Origin of the sequence: Bradyrhizobium betae, assembly GCF_050632175.1 — a bacterium.
Lineage (GTDB): Bacteria > Pseudomonadota > Alphaproteobacteria > Rhizobiales > Xanthobacteraceae > Bradyrhizobium > Bradyrhizobium betae_B.
In genome coordinates, this window is the sequence record NZ_CP192576.1 from 342334 (window position 1) to 358820 (window position 16487).

At 65.2% G+C, this 16487-nt stretch carries 17 protein-coding genes and 2 pseudogenes; 8 read left to right on the plus strand and 11 right to left on the minus strand.

Annotation, left to right across the window (positions count from 1 at the left end; genetic code table 11):
• Positions 1 to 7: 7 nt before the first annotated feature.
• From ACQ86E_RS01815 to ACQ86E_RS01850, 8 genes and pseudogenes are all read right to left on the minus strand, one after another.
• Positions 8 to 1608 (minus strand): annotated as a pseudogene (locus tag ACQ86E_RS01815) (NTP transferase domain-containing protein).
• Complete coding sequence (locus tag ACQ86E_RS01820; protein ID WP_431203948.1) at positions 1605 to 2306, minus strand: XdhC family protein; 702 nt, start codon at positions 2304 to 2306, stop codon at positions 1605 to 1607. Before ACQ86E_RS01820 ends, ACQ86E_RS01815 begins: the two are co-directional and overlap by 4 nt.
• Positions 2307 to 2308: 2 nt before the next feature.
• Positions 2309 to 2632 carry an XdhC family protein gene (locus ACQ86E_RS01825; RefSeq protein ID WP_015685128.1) on the minus strand — a complete coding sequence of 108 codons (324 nt, stop codon included), beginning with the start codon at positions 2630 to 2632 and terminating at the stop codon, positions 2309 to 2311.
• A gap of 11 nt (positions 2633 to 2643) precedes the next feature.
• Positions 2644 to 3846, minus strand: coding sequence for a vWA domain-containing protein (locus ACQ86E_RS01830; RefSeq protein WP_431203949.1), 1203 nt, complete (start codon positions 3844 to 3846; stop codon positions 2644 to 2646).
• A 93-nt stretch (positions 3847 to 3939) separates the two neighbouring features.
• Positions 3940 to 4863: an AAA family ATPase gene (locus ACQ86E_RS01835; protein ID WP_431203950.1), complete on the minus strand. Its 924-nt coding sequence runs from the start codon at positions 4861 to 4863 to the stop codon at positions 3940 to 3942.
• Positions 4864 to 4926: 63 nt separating this feature from the next.
• Positions 4927 to 5733 carry an FAD binding domain-containing protein gene (locus ACQ86E_RS01840; protein WP_431203951.1) on the minus strand — a complete coding sequence of 269 codons (807 nt, stop codon included), beginning with the start codon at positions 5731 to 5733 and terminating at the stop codon, positions 4927 to 4929.
• 38 nt (positions 5734 to 5771) lie between these two features.
• Positions 5772 to 6257, minus strand: a complete 486-nt coding sequence (locus ACQ86E_RS01845) for a (2Fe-2S)-binding protein (protein ID WP_008137528.1) — start codon at positions 6255 to 6257, stop codon at positions 5772 to 5774.
• A gap of 135 nt (positions 6258 to 6392) precedes the next feature.
• Positions 6393 to 6839, minus strand: coding sequence for an SRPBCC family protein (locus ACQ86E_RS01850; protein ID WP_015685124.1), 447 nt, complete (start codon positions 6837 to 6839; stop codon positions 6393 to 6395).
• Positions 6840 to 7056: 217 nt separating this feature from the next.
• Here ACQ86E_RS01850 and ACQ86E_RS01855 point away from each other — a divergent pair, with 217 nt between their 5' ends.
• From ACQ86E_RS01855 to ACQ86E_RS01865, 3 genes are all read left to right on the plus strand, one after another.
• Positions 7057 to 8379, plus strand: a complete 1323-nt coding sequence (locus ACQ86E_RS01855; protein WP_431203952.1) for a 3-carboxy-cis,cis-muconate cycloisomerase — start codon at positions 7057 to 7059, stop codon at positions 8377 to 8379.
• Between the two features lie 28 nt (positions 8380 to 8407).
• Entirely contained in the window at positions 8408 to 9190 is a 783-nt protein-coding gene (pcaD, locus tag ACQ86E_RS01860; RefSeq protein ID WP_143840671.1) for a 3-oxoadipate enol-lactonase, read from the plus strand.
• Between the two features lie 100 nt (positions 9191 to 9290).
• Complete coding sequence (locus ACQ86E_RS01865) at positions 9291 to 9683, plus strand: carboxymuconolactone decarboxylase family protein (protein ID WP_431203953.1); 393 nt, start codon at positions 9291 to 9293, stop codon at positions 9681 to 9683.
• Here the strand turns inward: ACQ86E_RS01865 and ACQ86E_RS01870 are convergent.
• Together ACQ86E_RS01870 and ACQ86E_RS01875 are read right to left on the minus strand one after the other, a co-directional pair.
• The gene (locus ACQ86E_RS01870; RefSeq protein WP_431203954.1) at positions 9645 to 10169 is read right to left on the minus strand and encodes a hypothetical protein; all 525 of its coding nucleotides are present in this window, start codon (positions 10167 to 10169) and stop codon (positions 9645 to 9647) included. The genes ACQ86E_RS01865 and ACQ86E_RS01870 overlap by 39 nt on opposite strands.
• 199 nt (positions 10170 to 10368) lie before the next feature.
• Entirely contained in the window at positions 10369 to 10530 is a 162-nt protein-coding gene (locus ACQ86E_RS01875; RefSeq protein ID WP_431203955.1) for a hypothetical protein, read from the minus strand.
• A gap of 274 nt (positions 10531 to 10804) precedes the next feature.
• Here ACQ86E_RS01875 and ACQ86E_RS01880 point away from each other — a divergent pair, with 274 nt between their 5' ends.
• The 5 genes and pseudogenes from ACQ86E_RS01880 (at position 10805) to ACQ86E_RS01900 (ending at position 15904) form a co-directional block, all read left to right on the plus strand.
• The gene (locus ACQ86E_RS01880; RefSeq protein WP_431203956.1) at positions 10805 to 11722 is read left to right on the plus strand and encodes an ABC transporter permease subunit; all 918 of its coding nucleotides are present in this window, start codon (positions 10805 to 10807) and stop codon (positions 11720 to 11722) included.
• Positions 11723 to 11731: 9 nt separating this feature from the next.
• Positions 11732 to 13057, plus strand: coding sequence for a high-affinity branched-chain amino acid ABC transporter permease LivM (gene livM, locus ACQ86E_RS01885; protein ID WP_431203957.1), 1326 nt, complete (start codon positions 11732 to 11734; stop codon positions 13055 to 13057).
• Positions 13054 to 13887: an ABC transporter ATP-binding protein gene (locus ACQ86E_RS01890; RefSeq protein WP_431203958.1), complete on the plus strand. Its 834-nt coding sequence runs from the start codon at positions 13054 to 13056 to the stop codon at positions 13885 to 13887. The genes livM and ACQ86E_RS01890 overlap by 4 nt, the downstream gene beginning before the upstream one ends.
• Entirely contained in the window at positions 13884 to 14624 is a 741-nt protein-coding gene (locus ACQ86E_RS01895; protein WP_431203959.1) for an ABC transporter ATP-binding protein, read from the plus strand. Before ACQ86E_RS01890 ends, ACQ86E_RS01895 begins: the two co-directional genes overlap by 4 nt.
• Positions 14625 to 14784: 160 nt before the next feature.
• Positions 14785 to 15904 (plus strand): annotated as a pseudogene (locus tag ACQ86E_RS01900) (branched-chain amino acid ABC transporter substrate-binding protein).
• 61 nt (positions 15905 to 15965) lie between these two features.
• Here the strand turns inward: ACQ86E_RS01900 and ACQ86E_RS01905 are convergent.
• Positions 15966 to 16355 carry a response regulator gene (locus ACQ86E_RS01905; protein WP_431203960.1) on the minus strand — a complete coding sequence of 130 codons (390 nt, stop codon included), beginning with the start codon at positions 16353 to 16355 and terminating at the stop codon, positions 15966 to 15968.
• Positions 16356 to 16487 lie beyond the last annotated feature (132 nt).

Consider the following 16487-nt stretch of genomic DNA (forward strand, 5'->3'; position numbering starts at 1 on the left):
TACTGCACTAGCCCCGCCGTGCCGCTTCCAGCGCCTGCGGCGTGTCGATGTCGAGAAAAGCGCTCTCGCCTTCCACAGGGACCTCCGCGACTGCCTCCGCATGTCTGGCGATCAGGTGCCGCGCGCCGACGTCGCCGTCCAGCGTCATCAATTCGTTGAAGAAGCGGCGCGCCCACAGCACGGGATTGCCGCGACGGCCTTCGCTGACGGGGACAACGATGAGATTGCCACGGTCCGGCGCAAAGCCGTCGATCAGACGGTCGATCAGGCCGGCATCGATCAACGGCATGTCGCCGAGGCAAATCACAGCGCCGTCGCACGTCTCCGGCACGGCGGCAATACCAGCCTTGACCGAGCTTGCGATGCCGCCGGCGAAATCCGGGTTGCGGACGAATTTCACTTTCAGACCTTCGAGCGCCTGCTCGACCAGCTCGGTCTGGTGGCCCGTGACGACGATCACCTCGGATGCCTTCGAGGCCAGCGCCTGCTCGGTGGCAATGCGCACCAGCTTCCTGCCGTCGAGCTCGGCCAGCAGCTTGTTCGGCCCGCCCATCCGGGTCGAGCGTCCCGCCGCAAGCACGATGGCTGCGACGTTGTTGCCTTCGATCTCCGGCTTGGCGCGCGGCTGGGGCCGGGTCACGATCTCCATCAGAAGGCCGCCGACGCCCATGCCCATCAGCTCGGACCGCGTCACCTTGATGCCGGCAAGCAGCCGCATCAGCACCCAGTCGAACCCGTTTTCGACCGGCGAGCGCGCGCAGCCCGGCGCGCCCAGCACCGGCACGCCACCGGCCCGCGCGATCAGCAGCAGGTTACCGGGATCGACAGGCATGCCGAAATGCTCGATCTCGCCACCGATGCCCGTGACGGCCGCCGGGATGACGTCGCGGCGGTCGGCGATCGCGGACGCGCCGAACACGATCACGAGTTCGGCGCCGAGGCCGAGCATTTCCTTGATCGCGGCCGACAGCGCGTGCTCTTCATGCTGGACCCGTCGCTCGGCGATGATGCTGGCGCCGGCCGGCGCGAGCCGTTCGGCGGTAACGCGCAGCGTCTTGTCGATCACCTTGGAGGACAGGCCCGGCAGCAGCGTCGAGACGATGCCGACGCGCTTGATCACATAGGGCGCGATCTTCAGCACGTCGCGGCCCGCCGCTTTCACCGCGGCATCGCGCAAATTGCCTTCGACGCCGAACGGGATGATCTTGACGGTGCCGACCATCTCGCCCTCGACCACCGGCTTGTAGGCGGACAGCGTCGCAAAGGTGATGGCCTCGTCGATATTGTTGATGCGGTCGACCGCGCCGCGGTCGATCACCAGCACGCCCGGGCGCGCGGCAAACAAATTGGCGCGGCCGGTGAAGGCGCGCTCGACGTGAATACCCTCGCCGCCGACGGCAAGCGCGATGCTGGCGGCCGCAACGTCCTCGGAGACGTCGCCCTCCTCCATGCGCACCACCACGACATCCTTGATGCCGGCGCGCGTCAATGCCTCGACCTCGGCCTCGCCGATGGTCGTACCTTTTTCAGCACCAGCGGTCCCTGACGCAGGGTGTGGACGGTCACCCCGCCGATCGCATCCTTGGGGGTCGCCGGTCCGAATTTCATGCCGCTTCTTCTCTTTGTTTCGGTGGCAGGCGAAGCACCGCCGTGATCTCGGCCATGATCGACACTGCGATCTCGGACGGCGAGACCGCGCCGATCGCAAGGCCAATGGGCGCGTGGATCCGCGCGATGTCGGAATCCTTTGCGCCCTGCGCCCGCAGCCGGTCGCCGCGCTTGGCGTGCGTCTTCCGCGAGCCGAGCGCGCCGATGTAGAAGCAGTCGCGTTCAAAGGCGTGCAGCAGCGCCGGATCGTCGATCTTCGGATCGTGCGTCACCGCGACGAAAGCCGTGTAATGGTCGACGTTGAGCGGCGGCAGCGCCGTGTCGGGCCACTCGGCGACCAGCGGAATGTCGGGGAAGCGCTCCGGGCTCGCAAAGGCCGTGCGCGGGTCGACCACGGTCACGTCGTAGCCGAGCGAGCGCGCCAGCGGCGCCAGCGCCTGGCTGATATGGACCGCGCCAACGATGACGAGCTTTGCGGTCGGCGCGTAGACGTTGAGGAACAGTTCCTTGCCGCCGGCCTCGACATTGGCGCTCTTGCCCATGCGAAGCTGCTTGTCCAGTTCGGCGCCCAGAGGATCTTTCGCGAAGTCCTTTGCCTTGACCAGGCGCTGCTCGCCGCTCTCGGTGTCCGTCACCAGAATGACCGGCCGGCGCGCGGCGCGCTCGGCATTGAGTTCGTGCAGGATATCGAGCTTCACGGCTAGCCGACTTTCTCGACGAAGACCCGGATGGTGCCGCCGCAGGACAGCCCGACATTCCAGGCGGTCTCGTCGGCGACGCCGAATTCCAGCATCCGCGGCTTGCCGCTCTGGATCACGTCCATGGCCTCGGTGACCACGGCGCCCTCGACGCAACCGCCGGAGACCGACCCCAGGAAGGTGCCGTCGTCGTTGATGACCAGGCTCGAGCCGGCGGGACGCGGCGCCGACCCCCAGGTCTCCACCACGGTCGCCAGCGCGACGCCGTGGCCGGCCTTCTGCCAGTCTTCCGCTGCTTTCAGGATATCCTCGTCACGATCGAGCATGGGTGGCCTCTTTAGGCTACGGAGCGGATCAGGCTGCGATGTTGCGGCGGCAGCGGCCGGGACAGCGCGCTGATCAGCTCGTGGATCGAACTCAAATTATGTACCGGGCGGAATTCGTCAACGTGCGGGAGCATCATTTTGATACCCTGCGCCTTGGCCTCGAAGCCGCCGAACCGGAGCAGCGGGTTGAGCCAGATCAGCCGGCGGCAGGAGCGGTGTAGCCGGTCCATCTCGAAGGCCAGCTTGGAATCGGCCTCCCGTTCCAGCCCGTCCGAAATCAGCAGCACAATAGCACCCTGGCTCAGCACCCGCCTCGCCCACAATTTGTTGAAGTTGTGCAGCGAGGCCGAGATGCGGGTGCCGCCAGCCCAGTCCTCGACCGAAGCCGAGCAGCTCGCCAGCGCCTCGTCCGGATCGCGCTGGCGCAGCGCGCGGGTGACGTTGGTGAGTCGGGTGCCGAACAGGAACACCGAGACGCGCTTGCGGGCGTCGCCGACGGCGTGGAGGAAATGCAGGAACAGGCGGGTGTACTCGCTCATCGACCCCGAGATATCGAGCAGCGCGACGATCGGCGCCGGTTTCTCGATCCGCCCGAGATGATGGATGTCGATGATGTCGCCGCCGGTACGCAGCGATGCCCGCAGCGTCCGGCGCAGGTCGAGACGAAGCCCGCGTGGATCGGGGCGGTGCCGGCGCGTCAGAAGCTCAGCCTGCGGCAGCCGCATCCGCTCGATGGCGTGCAGGGCCTCGGTGATCTCGGCCGCGCTCATCTGGGCAAAATCCTTCTTCTGAAGGATTTCCTTGTCGGAGACCGACAGACGCAGATCCTGCTCCTGGTGCTGCGGCGTCTCCGTCATCTGCGGCTTCGACATCGCCTCCTGCACGCGGCGGGAGCCGGCCTGCGGCTTCTTCTTGGCCTGGTCCGGCAACGGCACCGAATCCAGCATGTGTTTCCACTCTTCGGAGGCGCGGAAGAACAGGCTGAAGGCCTGCTTGAAGATCAGCGCATGCTCATGCCGCTTGACGAAGATCGCCTCCAGCGTGGTGAAGACGTCGCCGCGATTGCCGATATCGATCACCTGCAGCGCGCTCATGGCGTCGATCACCGCCCCCGGCCCCACCGGCATGCCGGCCGAACGCAGCGCACGGGCGAAGCCGACGATGTTGTCGGCGAACTGCTCGGTCTGCTCGGGTGCCAGGTGGTTGATGGCCATGGTGGTACTCATCTTCTCGTCATTCCGGGGCGCCGCGTGGGCGGCGAGCCCAAGGGCGCGCCCCGGAATGACGAGCTCAGTTGTGGCGCGAGATCAATTCTCGCTCGTCGCTTCCTTCAACACCTTCTGCAAGGTGTCGCCCTGCATGCGGGTGATGTCATCCTGGTATTTGAGCAGCGCGCCCAGCGTGTCGCCGACCACTTCCGGAGTCAGCGAGCGGGCGTCGAGCTCGGACAAGGCGGTGGCCCAATCGATGGTCTCGGCGACACCCGGCGACTTGTAGAAGTCCTGGTTGCGCAGGGCCTGCACGAACCGCACGACCTGCTGCGACAGCTTCGCGGAGATGCCGGGCACGCGCGACTTGACGATGGCGAGCTCGCGTTCGGCGGCGGGATAATCGACCCAGTGATAGAGACAGCGCCGCTTCAGCGCGTCGTGGATTTCGCGGGTGCGGTTGGAGGTGATGATGACGATCGGCGGGCTCGGCGCCTTTACCGTGCCGAACTCCGGAATCGTGATCTGGAAGTCGCTGAGGATCTCCAGAAGATACGCCTCGAACGCCTCGTCGGCGCGATCGAGCTCGTCGATCAGCAACACCGGCGGCCCCGCGACGTCAGGCTCCAGCGCCTGAAGCAAGGGCCGCTTGATCATGTAGCGGTCGGCGAAGATATCGGACGAGAGCTGGTCGCGATCGGTATCGCCGGCCGCTTCCGCCATGCGGATCGCGATCATCTGCGCGGCGCTGTTCCACTCATAGACCGCGGAGGAGACGTCGAGGCCCTCGTAGCACTGCAGGCGGATCAGCTTGCGCCCCAGCGCTGCCGACAGCACCTTCGCGATCTCGGTCTTGCCGACGCCGGCTTCGCCCTCGAGAAACAGCGGCCGGCCCATGCGCAACGACAGATAAGTCACCGTCGCCAGCGACCGCTCGGCGAGATAACCGCGCGACGTCAGAAGCTCGAGCATCGCATCGACCGATGCCGGCAAAGCACCGGAAGAATTGGCAGCTGAAGTCATTAAAAAGCCAGTCTCGCTACGCCCTCACCGGGGGGACATGTTTGGGCCGAGGAGTGAGGTCACTCACTCCTTGGCATTGGCGGCATCGACGGCGCGCCGCGTCAGCACCCCGATGAGGTGCGCACGGTAATCGGCGCTGCCGTGAATGTCGCTGTTGAGGCCGTCCGCCGGCACCTCGATGCCATCGAGCGCCTTTGCCGAGAAGCGCTTCTTGAGGGCTTCCTCGAACGCGGTGACGCGAAACACGCCTTCGGAGCCGGCGCCGGTGACGGCAACCCGCACGTCTGAGGGGCGCCGCGCCACGAACACGCCGACCAGCGCATAGCGCGAGGCCTGGTTGCGGAACTTGATGTAGGCCGCCTTCTTCGGCAGCGGGAACATCACCTTGGTGATGATCTCGTCGGCTTCGAGCGCCGTCGTGAACAGGCCCTGGAAATACTCCTCGGCCTTGAGGCGGCGCTTGTTGGTGACGATGGTGGCGCCGAGCGCGAGCACGGCGGCGGGATAATCCGCGGTCGGATCGTTATTGGCGAGCGAGCCGCCGATCGTACCCTTATGGCGCACGGCGGGATCGCCGATCTGGCTGGCGAGATCTGCCAGCGCCGGAATGGCTTCACCGACGATCGCGGAGCTTGCGACCTCGGCATGCTTGGCGGTGGCGCCGATCACGAGCGCGCGTCCCTTCATCTCGATCGTGTTGAGCCCCTCGATATGGGAGAGGTCGACCAGATGCGGCGGGCTGGCGAGGCGCTGCTTCATGACGGGAATCAACGTGTGGCCGCCGGCGACCAGCTTGGCGTCTTCGTTCTTCACCAAGAGATTGGCCGCCTGCCGAACAGTCCCGGGGCGATGATATTTGAATTCGTACATCTGAATGTCCTGATCGCGGGATGCGCGAGAATACCGGTTTACGCGAGGTCGGATTTCGCCATCGCCTTGGCGCCGGCGGAGATCGAGGCGACGATGTTCTGGTAGCCGGTGCAGCGGCAGAGATTGCCTTCCAGCTCCTCGCGGATGGTGTGATCGTCGAGCTCGTTGCCCTTGCGATGGACGATGTCGATCGCCGTCATGATCATGCCCGGCGTGCAGAAGCCGCACTGCAGGCCATGGTGCTCGCGGAAAGCTTCCTGCATCGGATGCAGCGGCGCGCCGTCGGCGGCCAGCCCCTCGATCGTCTTGACCTCGTGGCCATCGGCCATCACGGCCAGCGTGGTGCACGACTTCACCGCCTTGCCGTCGAGATGCACGACGCAGGCGCCGCACTGCGACGTGTCGCAGCCGACATGGGTGCCGGTCAGGCGCAGATTCTCGCGCAGGAATTGCACCAGGAGGGTGCGGGGGTCGACATTGGCGGTAACAGGATTGCCGTTCACGATGAGGGAGATTTTTGCCATAAGCACTCTCTATCAGCGCCCCGACGGGTCCCGTCGAAGCGGTTCTTATAATTCTTCCAACCCATCATATGGGCCATTATGCCCGGGGGCAACATCACCCCGGACGCAAGGTGCCATGACGAAAGGCGATAGCCTTCAGCCCTGTACCGCTTTGGCGAAGTTCGCGAAAAATTCGTCGGCCAGTTTCTTGGCGGTGCCGTTGATCAGGCGCTGGCCGAGCTGCGCCAACTTGCCACCGATCTGCGCCTCGACCTCGTAGGAGAGCAGCGTGCCGCCGTCCTTCTCCGCCAGCTTGACCACCGCGCCGCCCTTGGCGAATCCGGCCACCCCGCCTTCGCCCTCACCGGAGATCTTGTAGCCGTTCGGAGGGTCGAGATCGCTTAGCGTGACCTTGCCCTTGAAGCGGGCCGAGACCGGGCCGACCTTCATTTTTGCCGTTGCGCGGAAGCCGCCGTCGTCGGTCCTCTCCAGCTCCTCGCAGCCGGGAATGCAGGCCTTCAGCACCGCGGGATCGTTGAGCTTCTCCCACACAGCCTCGCGCGGCGCCGCAAGCTGGACTTCGCCGTTCATTGTCATGGCCATGGGGTACCTCCCGGGATATCGAGCTTGGACCGTGTCAGAATAATAGTGCTCAAGTAACGCACAGAAGCCGCAAAGGAAAGGGTGGCCCTCGGCCACGTGCAATGCATATTCGCAACCGCAATAAGTCTTGTGCTGTCGGTTTTGGATTGGCACAGCCGGGCCATGATGGTTAGGTCGCGCGCAACATGAGCACAGCCCTCTCCCCCTGCTCGCGCCGATGCTGTCGAGCGCGGCCATGCGCGCCGTCTGCGACGACCGGTCTACCCTGCAGAACATGCTCGATTTCGAGGCAGCCCTGGCACGGGCCGAGGCCGCCACGGGCGTGATTCCGGGGTCCGCAGTGGGCCCGATCAGCGCTGCCTGCAAGGCCGATTCCTTCGATAGGAACGCCCTGGCCGAGGCCGCGACGCGCTCCGGCAACCTCGCCATTCCCCTGGTCAAGATGCTGACCGCCAATGTCGGCAAGGCCGATGCGGAGGCTGCACGCTACGTGCATTGGGGCGCGACCAGCCAGGACGTCATCGACACCGCGACCATGCTGACGCTTCGCGCCGGCATCGACGCGCTGGATGCCGACCTCAGCCGTGCCATCAAGGGTTTTGCCGCACTGGCACGGACGCATCGCAACACCCCGATGGTGGCCCGGACCTGGCTCCAGCACGCGCTGCCGATGCCGTTCGGGCTGAAAGCCGCCGAATATGCCGCCAGCCTTGCCCGCGCCCGCTGCCGCTTGCGGCGCTTGCGCCGCGAGGGCCTCGCGCTGCAATTCGGCGGCGCCGCCGGCACGCTTGCCGCCCTCGGCGACAAGGGGCTTGCGGTGGCCGAACGGCTGGCTCAAGAGTTGGATCTGCCGCTCCCCGAGGCGCCCTGGCACACCCATCGCGACCGGATCGCGGAGGCGGCCTCGTGTCTTGCGATTCTCGCCGGCAGTTGCGGCAAGATCGCGCGCGACGTCTCGCTGATGATGCAGACCGATGTCGGCGAAGCGTTCGAGCCCGCCGGCGAAGGCCGCGGCGGCTCCTCGACCATGCCGCACAAGCGTAACCCGGTCGCCGCCGCAAGCGCGCTGGGCTGCGCGACCATGGCCCCGCAGCTCGCCGCGACGATTTTCGCGGCCCAGGTGCAGGATCACGAGCGTAGCGCCGGCCCCTGGCACGCGGAATGGCCGACGCTGCCGCAACTGATGCTGGTCACCTCGGGCGCGCTTGCCGCCATCGTCGACATCGCCGAAGGGCTGGACGTCGACGCGGCGCGCATGCGCAGCAATCTCGACGCGACGCACGGGCTGATCATGGCGGAGGCCGTCACCTTTGCGCTGGCCGACAAGATCGGCAAGAGCGATGCGCACCATCTGATCGAGGCCGCGAGCAAGCGCGCGGTTGCCGGCAAGAAGCATCTGCGCGAAATTCTCGCGGCCGATTCGCTCGTCACCGCGCATCTTTCGCCGGAAAAAATTGCGGCATTGTTCGAGCCGATGGCCTATCAAGGGGCTTCGCAGGCGCTGATCGACCGCCTGCTCGACAGCCTCGATCGCGAATAGAAGCGCGAGAATAAAACGGAGACGCCGCATGCCCATGATCGATGCCGACGGTTGCCTGATCAACGTCTCCGTCGAGGGCCGCGACGGCGGGCCGACCTTGATGCTCTCCAATTCACTCGGCTGCACGCTGCAGATGTGGGAGCCGCAGATGAAGGCGCTGACGCAGGTGTTCCGCGTCATCCGCTACGACCGTCGCGGCCACGGCAAGTCGAACGTCCCGCCCGCGCCGTACACGATGGAGCGCTTCGGCCGCGACGTGCTGGCGATCCTCGACGACCTAAACATCGAGAAGGTGCATTGGTGCGGCCTGTCGATGGGCGGCATGGTCGGGCAATGGCTGGGCGCGAATGCGCCTGAGAGGTTCGGCAAGCTCATCCTCGCCAACACCTCCTGCTACTACGCCGAGCCGACCAAATGGCTGGAGCGCATCGACGCCGTGAAGAAAGGCGGCATCGCCGCCGTCGCCGATGCCGTCATTGCGGGCTGGCTGACGCAGGATTTCCGCGAGCGCGAGCCTGACATCACCGCGAAGATGAAATCGATGCTGCTCGCCACCCCGGTCGAGGGGTATCTGGCCTGCTGCGAAGCGCTGTCCACGCTCGACCAGCGCGCGCTGCTGCCCAAGATCAAGAGCCCGACATTGGTGATTGCCGGCCGCCACGACCAGGCGACGCCGATCTCGGCGGGCGAACTGATCCGCTCCAACATTCCCGGCGCCAGCATGACCATCATCGACGCCGCCCACATTTCAAATGTCGAGCAGCCGCACGCGTTCACCGACGCGGTGGTGGGATTCCTGACGCAGCGCTAATCACGATCGTCATCGCGAGCGCAGCGAAGCAATCCAGACTGTCTCCGCAGAAAGATTCGGGATTGCTTCGCTGCGCTCGCAATGACGGAGGGAGGATAGAATGGACGACGAGAAGCGCCGCGACGCCGGCATGACCATGCGCCGAAAAGTGCTCGGCAATGCCTGGGTCGACAAGTCGGTCGCGAACCGCAACGCCTTCAACACCGACTTCCAGGACATGATCACGCGCTATGCCTGGGGCGAGATCTGGACACGGCCGCATTTCGACGAGCGCACGCGGCGGGTGCTGGTGATCGGCACCATGGTCGCGCTCGGGCAATGGGACGAGTTCCGCCTGCATGTGCGCGCGGCGCTCGCCGAGGGTGGTTTCACCCCCGACGACATCAAGGAAATCCTGCTGCAGCAGGCGATCTATTGCGGCGTGCCGGCGGTGAACCACGCCATCAAGGAAGCCTCAGCGATTGTGCAGGAGCTCGGCCTGCTCAAGAGCTAGCGGCGCTTGGGCCTCGACGGACTTCGGCGCCGGCGCAGGCCGTTCGATCACCACCACGATGGCAGCGCCGAGCAGCAACAGCAACTCCGTGGCGTGCAGGCGGAGAGCGGCCAACTCGCCGACCTTCGAGGCCATCACCATGCTGGCGAACGAGATCAGGCTGCCGATCGCCAGCGCGATGCCGAGCGCCTCGTCGCTGCCGCCGCCCTTGCGGACGCGCGGGATGCACAGAAGCACAAGGGAGATCGCAAAGAACGCCACGACGGTCAGCCGGCCGAGCGCCAGCAGCCAGGCCGCGCGTACCGTCTCCATCCCAGCCATCTGGAGATGGTCGCTGAGGAACAGCGCCACCGCGACGCTCGGCCGCTCGTAGAGGCCGTGCACCGGTGCGACCATGATGTTGAAGGCGACCAGCGTCCAGGCCGGGATGAAATAGGCGGCCACCAGCGCGCCGTTGACCGAGCCAATCCGCCAATTCCTGAACATGCCGCTTCCCGCTTCGCCTGCTACGTGCCTTCGAGGTAAGGCTTTGCGGAGAGCTAACTCGCATCAGACTATGGCGGCAATTTAAACCCTTTGTTTACCTTAACTGCCCTGTGGACCGCGCGGCCCAAGAAGCGGGCCCAAGAAAAGCCCCGCCTTTCGGCGGGGCCTCTTCGCGAGCCTTCTGTCCAGGGCTCCCAGATTACTTGTTGTCCTGACGGTGCTGCCCACCCTGCTGGCCGGGCTTGTCGCCCTGGCGCTGCGGATCCTGCTGCTGCTGGCCGGGTTTCTGGCCGCCACCCTGTTGACCGGGATTCTGACCCTGCTGGCCTTGGCCGGGATTCTGGTTCTGCTGGTTCGTCATCGGGAAACTCCCTTGTTGGACGTTCAGTGTGAAGATAACGGCCGATACCAACTTTGGTTGCTACAGAAACCCGGTTCCTCGCTCCCACCGGAACCTCCATACGACATCCGTCACGAAATCACCCTGTACAAGCCTTTATGCCGAGCCCTGACCAGTTGCGGCCGCCAGTTCCCTCCTGTTACAAAACCCTGTGAATGCTCATGGGCTGCCGGGGCCCGAGAAAATCTTCAAAGAGCTCCCTTTGAGCCGCGTCAGGTTTGGGTAACGGCAGCCTATGGATTATTTCGCCCAGCAGCTCATCAACGGCCTCGTGCTCGGCTCCATCTACGGCCTGATCGCGATCGGCTACACGATGGTCTACGGCATCGTCGGCATGATCAACTTCGCCCACGGCGACGTCTTCATGATCGGCGGCTTCATCGCCCTCATCACCTTCCTGCTCCTGATCTCGACCGGGCTCACCGCGATCCCGGTGATCCTGCTCATCGTGCTGCTGGTCTCGATGGCGATCACCGCGCTCTATGGCTGGACCATCGAGCGCATCGCCTACCGGCCGCTGCGGCATTCCTTCCGCCTCGCCCCGATGCTGTCGGCGATCGGCATGTCCTTCGTGCTGACCAACTACTCGCAGGTGGCACAGGGCGCGCGCGTCAAGCCGATCCCGCCCGTCATCACCGGCGGCTATACGCTGCACGAGAGCGCGGACGGCTTCGTGATCCAGCTTTCCAACATCCAGATCATCGTGGTCGTCACCACCATCGTGCTGCTGGCGATCTTCACCTGGCTGGTGTCGCACACGAGGCTCGGGCGCGACATGCGCGCTTGCGAGCAGGACCAGACCATGGCGGCGCTGCTCGGTGTCGACGTCGACCGCACCATCTCGATGACATTCGTGATCGGCGCCGCGCTCGCAGCCGTCGCCGGCCTGATGTACCTGCTCTATTACGGCCTGGTCGATTTCTTCATGGGCTTCGTCGCCGGCATCAAGGCCTTCACCGCCGCCGTGCTCGGCGGCATCGGCTCGCTGCCGGGCGCCATGCTCGGCGGTCTGGCGATCGGCCTGATCGAGACGTTCTGGTCGGCCTATTTCTCGGTCGAGTACAAGGACGTCGCGGCGTTCTCGATCCTGATCGTCGTGCTGATCTTCATGCCGACCGGCCTGCTCGGCCGTCCCGAAGTCGAAAAAGTCTGACGGTCGCGCGTGACAGTCCTTTCGCCAGAAACCGCCTCCGCAAGCCGCTCCGCCGGCATCCCCGCTCTCCTGCAAACGGCCTTCGTCAACGCCTTGATCGCGCTGGTGCTGTTCTCGCTGATGGTCGGCATCCGCACCGAGGCGGGCTCCGACGGCCAGCTCACCTATTGGACACGCTTCGGCGACGTCGCAGCCCTCGTCGCCGCGGTGTTCGGCGGCTCGATCGTGATCGAGCTGTTGCGACAGTGGATCGGCCCGGCGGGCACTGAGAAGTTGATTCCGCCCGCGGTGCAAACCGGCATGTCCTTCGTCGGCCGCTACCTCGCGCCGGCGCTGCTGATCTTCACGCTGCTGGTGCCCGTGATCTTCTACGACCAGCGCTACATCCTCGACCTCGCGATCCTCGTTCTCACCTATGTGATGCTCGGCTGGGGGCTGAATGTGGTGGTCGGGCTCGCGGGCCTGCTCGATCTCGGCTACGTCGCGTTCTACGCGGTGGGCGCCTATTCCTATGCGCTGCTTGCCACCAATTTCGGCTGGTCGTTCTGGGTCTGCCTTCCGCTCGCGGGCATCCTGGCTGCGTTCTGGGGCGTGCTGCTCGGCTTTCCCGTGCTGCGCCTGCGCGGCGACTATCTCGCCATCGTGACGCTCGCCTTCGGCGAGATCATCCGCCTCGTCATCATCAACTGGCAGGATCTGACCGGCGGGCCCAACGGCGTCTCCAGCATTCCGCGTCCCTCCTTCTTCGGCATCCCGCTCGACAACAGCGACAACGGGCTCGCCGCCTGGCTCCACATCGAATATTCGACGACCCATCGCATCGTCTTCCTGTTCTATCTGATCCTGGCGCTGGCGCTGCTCACCAACTGGGTGACGATCCGCCTGCGCCGCCTGCCGATCGGCCGCGCCTGGGAGGCGCTGCGCGAGGACGAAGTCGCCTGCCGTGCGCTCGGCATCAACACCACGACGACGAAACTCACGGCGTTCGCGACCGGCGCGATGTTCGGCGGCTTCGCCGGTGCATTCTTCGCAACGCGCCAGGGCTTCATCAGCCCGGAATCCTTCACTTTCCAGGAATCGGCGCTGGTGCTCGCCATCGTCGTGCTCGGCGGCATGGGCTCGCAGCTCGGCGTGGCACTCGCCGCACTCGCCATGATCGGCGGCTTCGAGCTGTTCCGCAGCCTCGAGACCTACCGCATGCTGGTGTTCGGCATGGCCATGGTGCTGATCATGATCTGGCGGCCGCGCGGCTTGATCGGCCATCGCGCGCCGACCGTATACCTGACCAAGGCACACGCGATCTCCTCCGACCTCGTCAAGGAAGGCCAGGGATGAGCGGCGCGAAGATTCTCAGCGTCGACCGGCTGACCATGCGCTTCGGCGGCATCGTTGCGGTGCAGGACCTGTCCTTTGCCGCCGAGCGCAACAAGATCACCGCGCTGATCGGGCCGAACGGCGCCGGCAAGACCACAGTCTTCAACTGCATCACCGGCTTCTACAAGCCGAGCGGCGGCACCATCCGCCTCACCCATGACGACGGCAAGGTGATCGCACTGGAGCGGCTGAACGATTTCCGCATCGCCAAGCAGGCCAAGGTCGCCCGCACCTTCCAGAACATCCGGCTGTTTCCCGGCATGACCGCGCTGGAAAACCTGATGGTGGCGCAGCACAACGCACTGATGCGCGCCTCCGGCTTCACCTTTCTCGGCTTGATCGGCGCGCCCGTCTACCGCGCCGCCGAGAAGCACGCGATCGCTCAAGCCACCGACTGGCTGAGGCGGGTCAATCTGCTCGACCGCGCCGATGATGCGGCCGGCAATCTCGCCTATGGCGACCAGCGCCGGCTCGAGATCGCCCGCGCGATGTGTACCGAACCCGCGCTGCTGTGCCTGGACGAGCCCGCCGCCGGCCTCAACGCGCGTGAGAGCGCCGCCCTGAGCGACCTGCTGCTCTCGATTCGCAACGAGCTCGGCACCTCGATCCTGCTGATCGAACACGACATGTCGGTGGTGATGGAGATCTCCGACCACATCGTGGTGATGGACCATGGCGTCAAGATCGCGGAAGGATCGCCCCGCGCGGTCCGCGACGATCCGAAGGTGATCGCCGCCTATCTCGGCACCGACGAGGACGAAGCCGTGGCCGTGTTGGAGAGCGGGTCGTGACGCCCCCCGCTCCCCTGCTCGCGATCCGGTCCTTGCGCGCCGCCTACGGCAAGATCGAGGCGCTGAAGGGCGTCGACGTCGAGATCAATGCCGGCGAGATCGTGGCGCTGATCGGCGCCAACGGCGCCGGCAAGTCGACGCTGATGATGACGATCTTCGGCAAGCCGCGGGCCCGCTCCGGCCAGATCCTGTACGAAGGCCGCGACATCACCAACGTACCGACCCATCAGATCGCGCATTTGCGCATCGCCCAATCGCCTGAGGGACGCCGCATCTTCCCGCGCATGAGCGTGGCGGAGAACCTCCAGATGGGGGCGGACGCCACCGAATGCACGGACGCCGAACGCGAGGCGACGCTGCAACGCGTGTTCTCGCTGTTTCCGCGGCTGAAGGAGCGCTACGCCCAGCGCGGCGGAACGCTGTCCGGCGGCGAGCAGCAGATGCTGGCGATCGGCCGTGCCCTGATGAGCCGCCCCCGCCTGCTCCTGCTTGACGAGCCCTCGCTCGGGCTCGCGCCGCTGATTGCCCGCCAGATTTTCGACGCGATCCGCACCCTGAACCGACAGGACGGGCTGACCGTGCTGATCGTTGAGCAGAACGCCAACCACGCGCTCAAGCTCGCCCATCGCGGCTATGTCATGGTCAACGGCCTGATCACGCTGGCCGGGACCGGCGCCGAGTTGCTGCAGCGCCCCGAGATTCGCGCCGCCTATCTGGAAGGCGGCCGGCACGGCTGAGCGGCCCAAAGCCGGATCAAGTGCGGCCGAATGTGGCGAGATATCTCCGCCAATGCCCGTATTTTGCCGGTGACTTCTCGCCGAATTCATTCAAGAATGGCGCCGGTTTGGACCGGGTGCACCCGGCAACTCCCACAGGCGACCACCCGCGAGGTATCTCATGAAATCACTGAAGCTCATCGGTCTGGCATTCGGCGCGTCGCTCGCGCTCTCGAGCGCGGCGTTCGCGCAGGATGTCACGGTCGCAGTCGCAGGCCCGATGACGGGCGGCGAGTCCGCCTTCGGCCGCCAGATGAAGAACGGCGCCGAGATGGCCGTCGCCGACATCAACGCCGCCGGCGGTGTCAACGGCAAGAAGCTCGCGCTCTCCGTCGAGGACGATGCCTGCGATCCCAAGCAGGCCCGCTCTGTCGCCGAGAAGATCGCAAGCGCGAAGATGCCGTTCGTCGCCGGGCACTATTGCTCGTCGTCGTCGATCCCCGCCTCGGAAGCCTATGCCGACGGCAACGTGCTCCAGATCACCCCCGCCTCCACCAATCCGAAGTTCACCGACAGCGGTCTGTGGAACGTGGCGCGGGCGTGCGGCCGCGACGATCAGCAGGGCCTGGTCGCGGCGCAGTACATCGCCAAGAACTTCAAGGGCAAGAACATCGCGATCCTCAACGACAAGACCACTTACGGCAAAGGTCTTGCCGACGAGACCAAGAAGGCGCTCAACAAGGCCGGCATCACCGAGAAGATGTACGAGTCCTACAACAAGGGCGACAAGGACTTCAACGCGATCGTCTCGCGCCTGAAGCGTGACAACATCGACCTCGTCTATGTCGGCGGCTACCATCAGGAGAGCGGCCTGATCCTGCGCCAGATGCGCGACCAGGGCCTCAAGACGATCCTGATGGCCGGCGACGCGCTCGCCGACAAGGAGTACGCGTCCATCACCGGTCCGGCCGGCGAAGGCACCCTGTTCACCTTCGGCCCGGACCCGCGCGAGAAGCCGACGGCGAAGAAGATCGTCGACGCCTTCAAGGCCAAGAACATCGACCCCGAAGGCTACACCCTCTACACCTACGCGGCGATGCAGGTCTGGTCGCAGGCCGCCAAGAAGGCCGGCACCACCGACGCCAAGAAGGTGATGGCGGCGATCAAGGCCGGCAAGTGGGACACCGTGATCGGCCCGATCGAGTACGACCTCGAAGGGCGACATCAAGCAGCTCGACTACGTCGTCTACAAGTGGGACGCCAAGGGCGGCTACGCCGAGATCAAGGGCAACGGGACCTGAGACAGCCAGGCTGACCTTTGGCCCGCCCAACCAACGCCCCGGTTCGCCGGGGCGTTTTTTGTCAGACCGCCCGCGCAGCTTCGCCAGTTGCAGCCTGGCCCTGCGCAGTCTTCAGTGCTTGCAGCAGATCGTTCGGCCGAAACGGCTTTTGCAGGCAGACGACGCCTTCCAGATCGGGCGCCTCGCCAACGAAATCCAGCGCGGTCATGCCGGAGACCGCCACGATCGGAAACCCCGGAACACGCTCCCGAATGGTTGCCATGACATCGACTCCGCTGGTCTCGGCCAGGAAAATATCGACAATCGCAGCGTCAAAAGGGCTCTCGCCGAACGCCCTCAACGCCTCGGCACCACTTTCAGCTTCGACTACGTCATAATGGTTGACCCGAAGCACCATCGCGATCATGGCACGGACGCCCTTCTGATCATCGATAACGAGGACACGAGGCATGGGAACAACTCCCGAATTCGCATCATTAATTGATTCAATGTACCGCAGAAGGGCAGCAAGGCAGTATGAGTCTGTCCAGTAAATCAGCCCTTACCAGATATCAGTTCCGAGTCCCCCTCCAAGTTAAGTAAG

Coding starts and splice junctions, on each gene's coding strand:
- ACQ86E_RS01825 (WP_015685128.1), bottom strand. CDS start 2,632: ATGCTCGATCGTGACGAGGATATCCTGAAAGCAGCGGAAGACTGGCAG.
- ACQ86E_RS01830 (WP_431203949.1), bottom strand. CDS start 3,846: ATGGCCATCAACCACCTGGCACCCGAGCAGACCGAGCAGTTCGCCGAC.
- ACQ86E_RS01835 (WP_431203950.1), bottom strand. CDS start 4,863: ATGACTTCAGCTGCCAATTCTTCCGGTGCTTTGCCGGCATCGGTCGAT.
- ACQ86E_RS01840 (WP_431203951.1), bottom strand. CDS start 5,733: ATGTACGAATTCAAATATCATCGCCCCGGGACTGTTCGGCAGGCGGCC.
- ACQ86E_RS01845 (WP_008137528.1), bottom strand. CDS start 6,257: ATGGCAAAAATCTCCCTCATCGTGAACGGCAATCCTGTTACCGCCAAT.
- ACQ86E_RS01850 (WP_015685124.1), bottom strand. CDS start 6,839: ATGGCCATGACAATGAACGGCGAAGTCCAGCTTGCGGCGCCGCGCGAG.
- ACQ86E_RS01855 (WP_431203952.1), top strand. CDS start 7,057: ATGCTGTCGAGCGCGGCCATGCGCGCCGTCTGCGACGACCGGTCTACC.
- pcaD (WP_143840671.1), top strand. CDS start 8,408: ATGCCCATGATCGATGCCGACGGTTGCCTGATCAACGTCTCCGTCGAG.
- ACQ86E_RS01865 (WP_431203953.1), top strand. CDS start 9,291: ATGGACGACGAGAAGCGCCGCGACGCCGGCATGACCATGCGCCGAAAA.
- ACQ86E_RS01870 (WP_431203954.1), bottom strand. CDS start 10,169: ATGTTCAGGAATTGGCGGATTGGCTCGGTCAACGGCGCGCTGGTGGCC.
- ACQ86E_RS01875 (WP_431203955.1), bottom strand. CDS start 10,530: ATGACGAACCAGCAGAACCAGAATCCCGGCCAAGGCCAGCAGGGTCAG.
- ACQ86E_RS01880 (WP_431203956.1), top strand. CDS start 10,805: ATGGATTATTTCGCCCAGCAGCTCATCAACGGCCTCGTGCTCGGCTCC.
- ACQ86E_RS01890 (WP_431203958.1), top strand. CDS start 13,054: ATGAGCGGCGCGAAGATTCTCAGCGTCGACCGGCTGACCATGCGCTTC.
- ACQ86E_RS01905 (WP_431203960.1), bottom strand. CDS start 16,355: ATGCCTCGTGTCCTCGTTATCGATGATCAGAAGGGCGTCCGTGCCATG.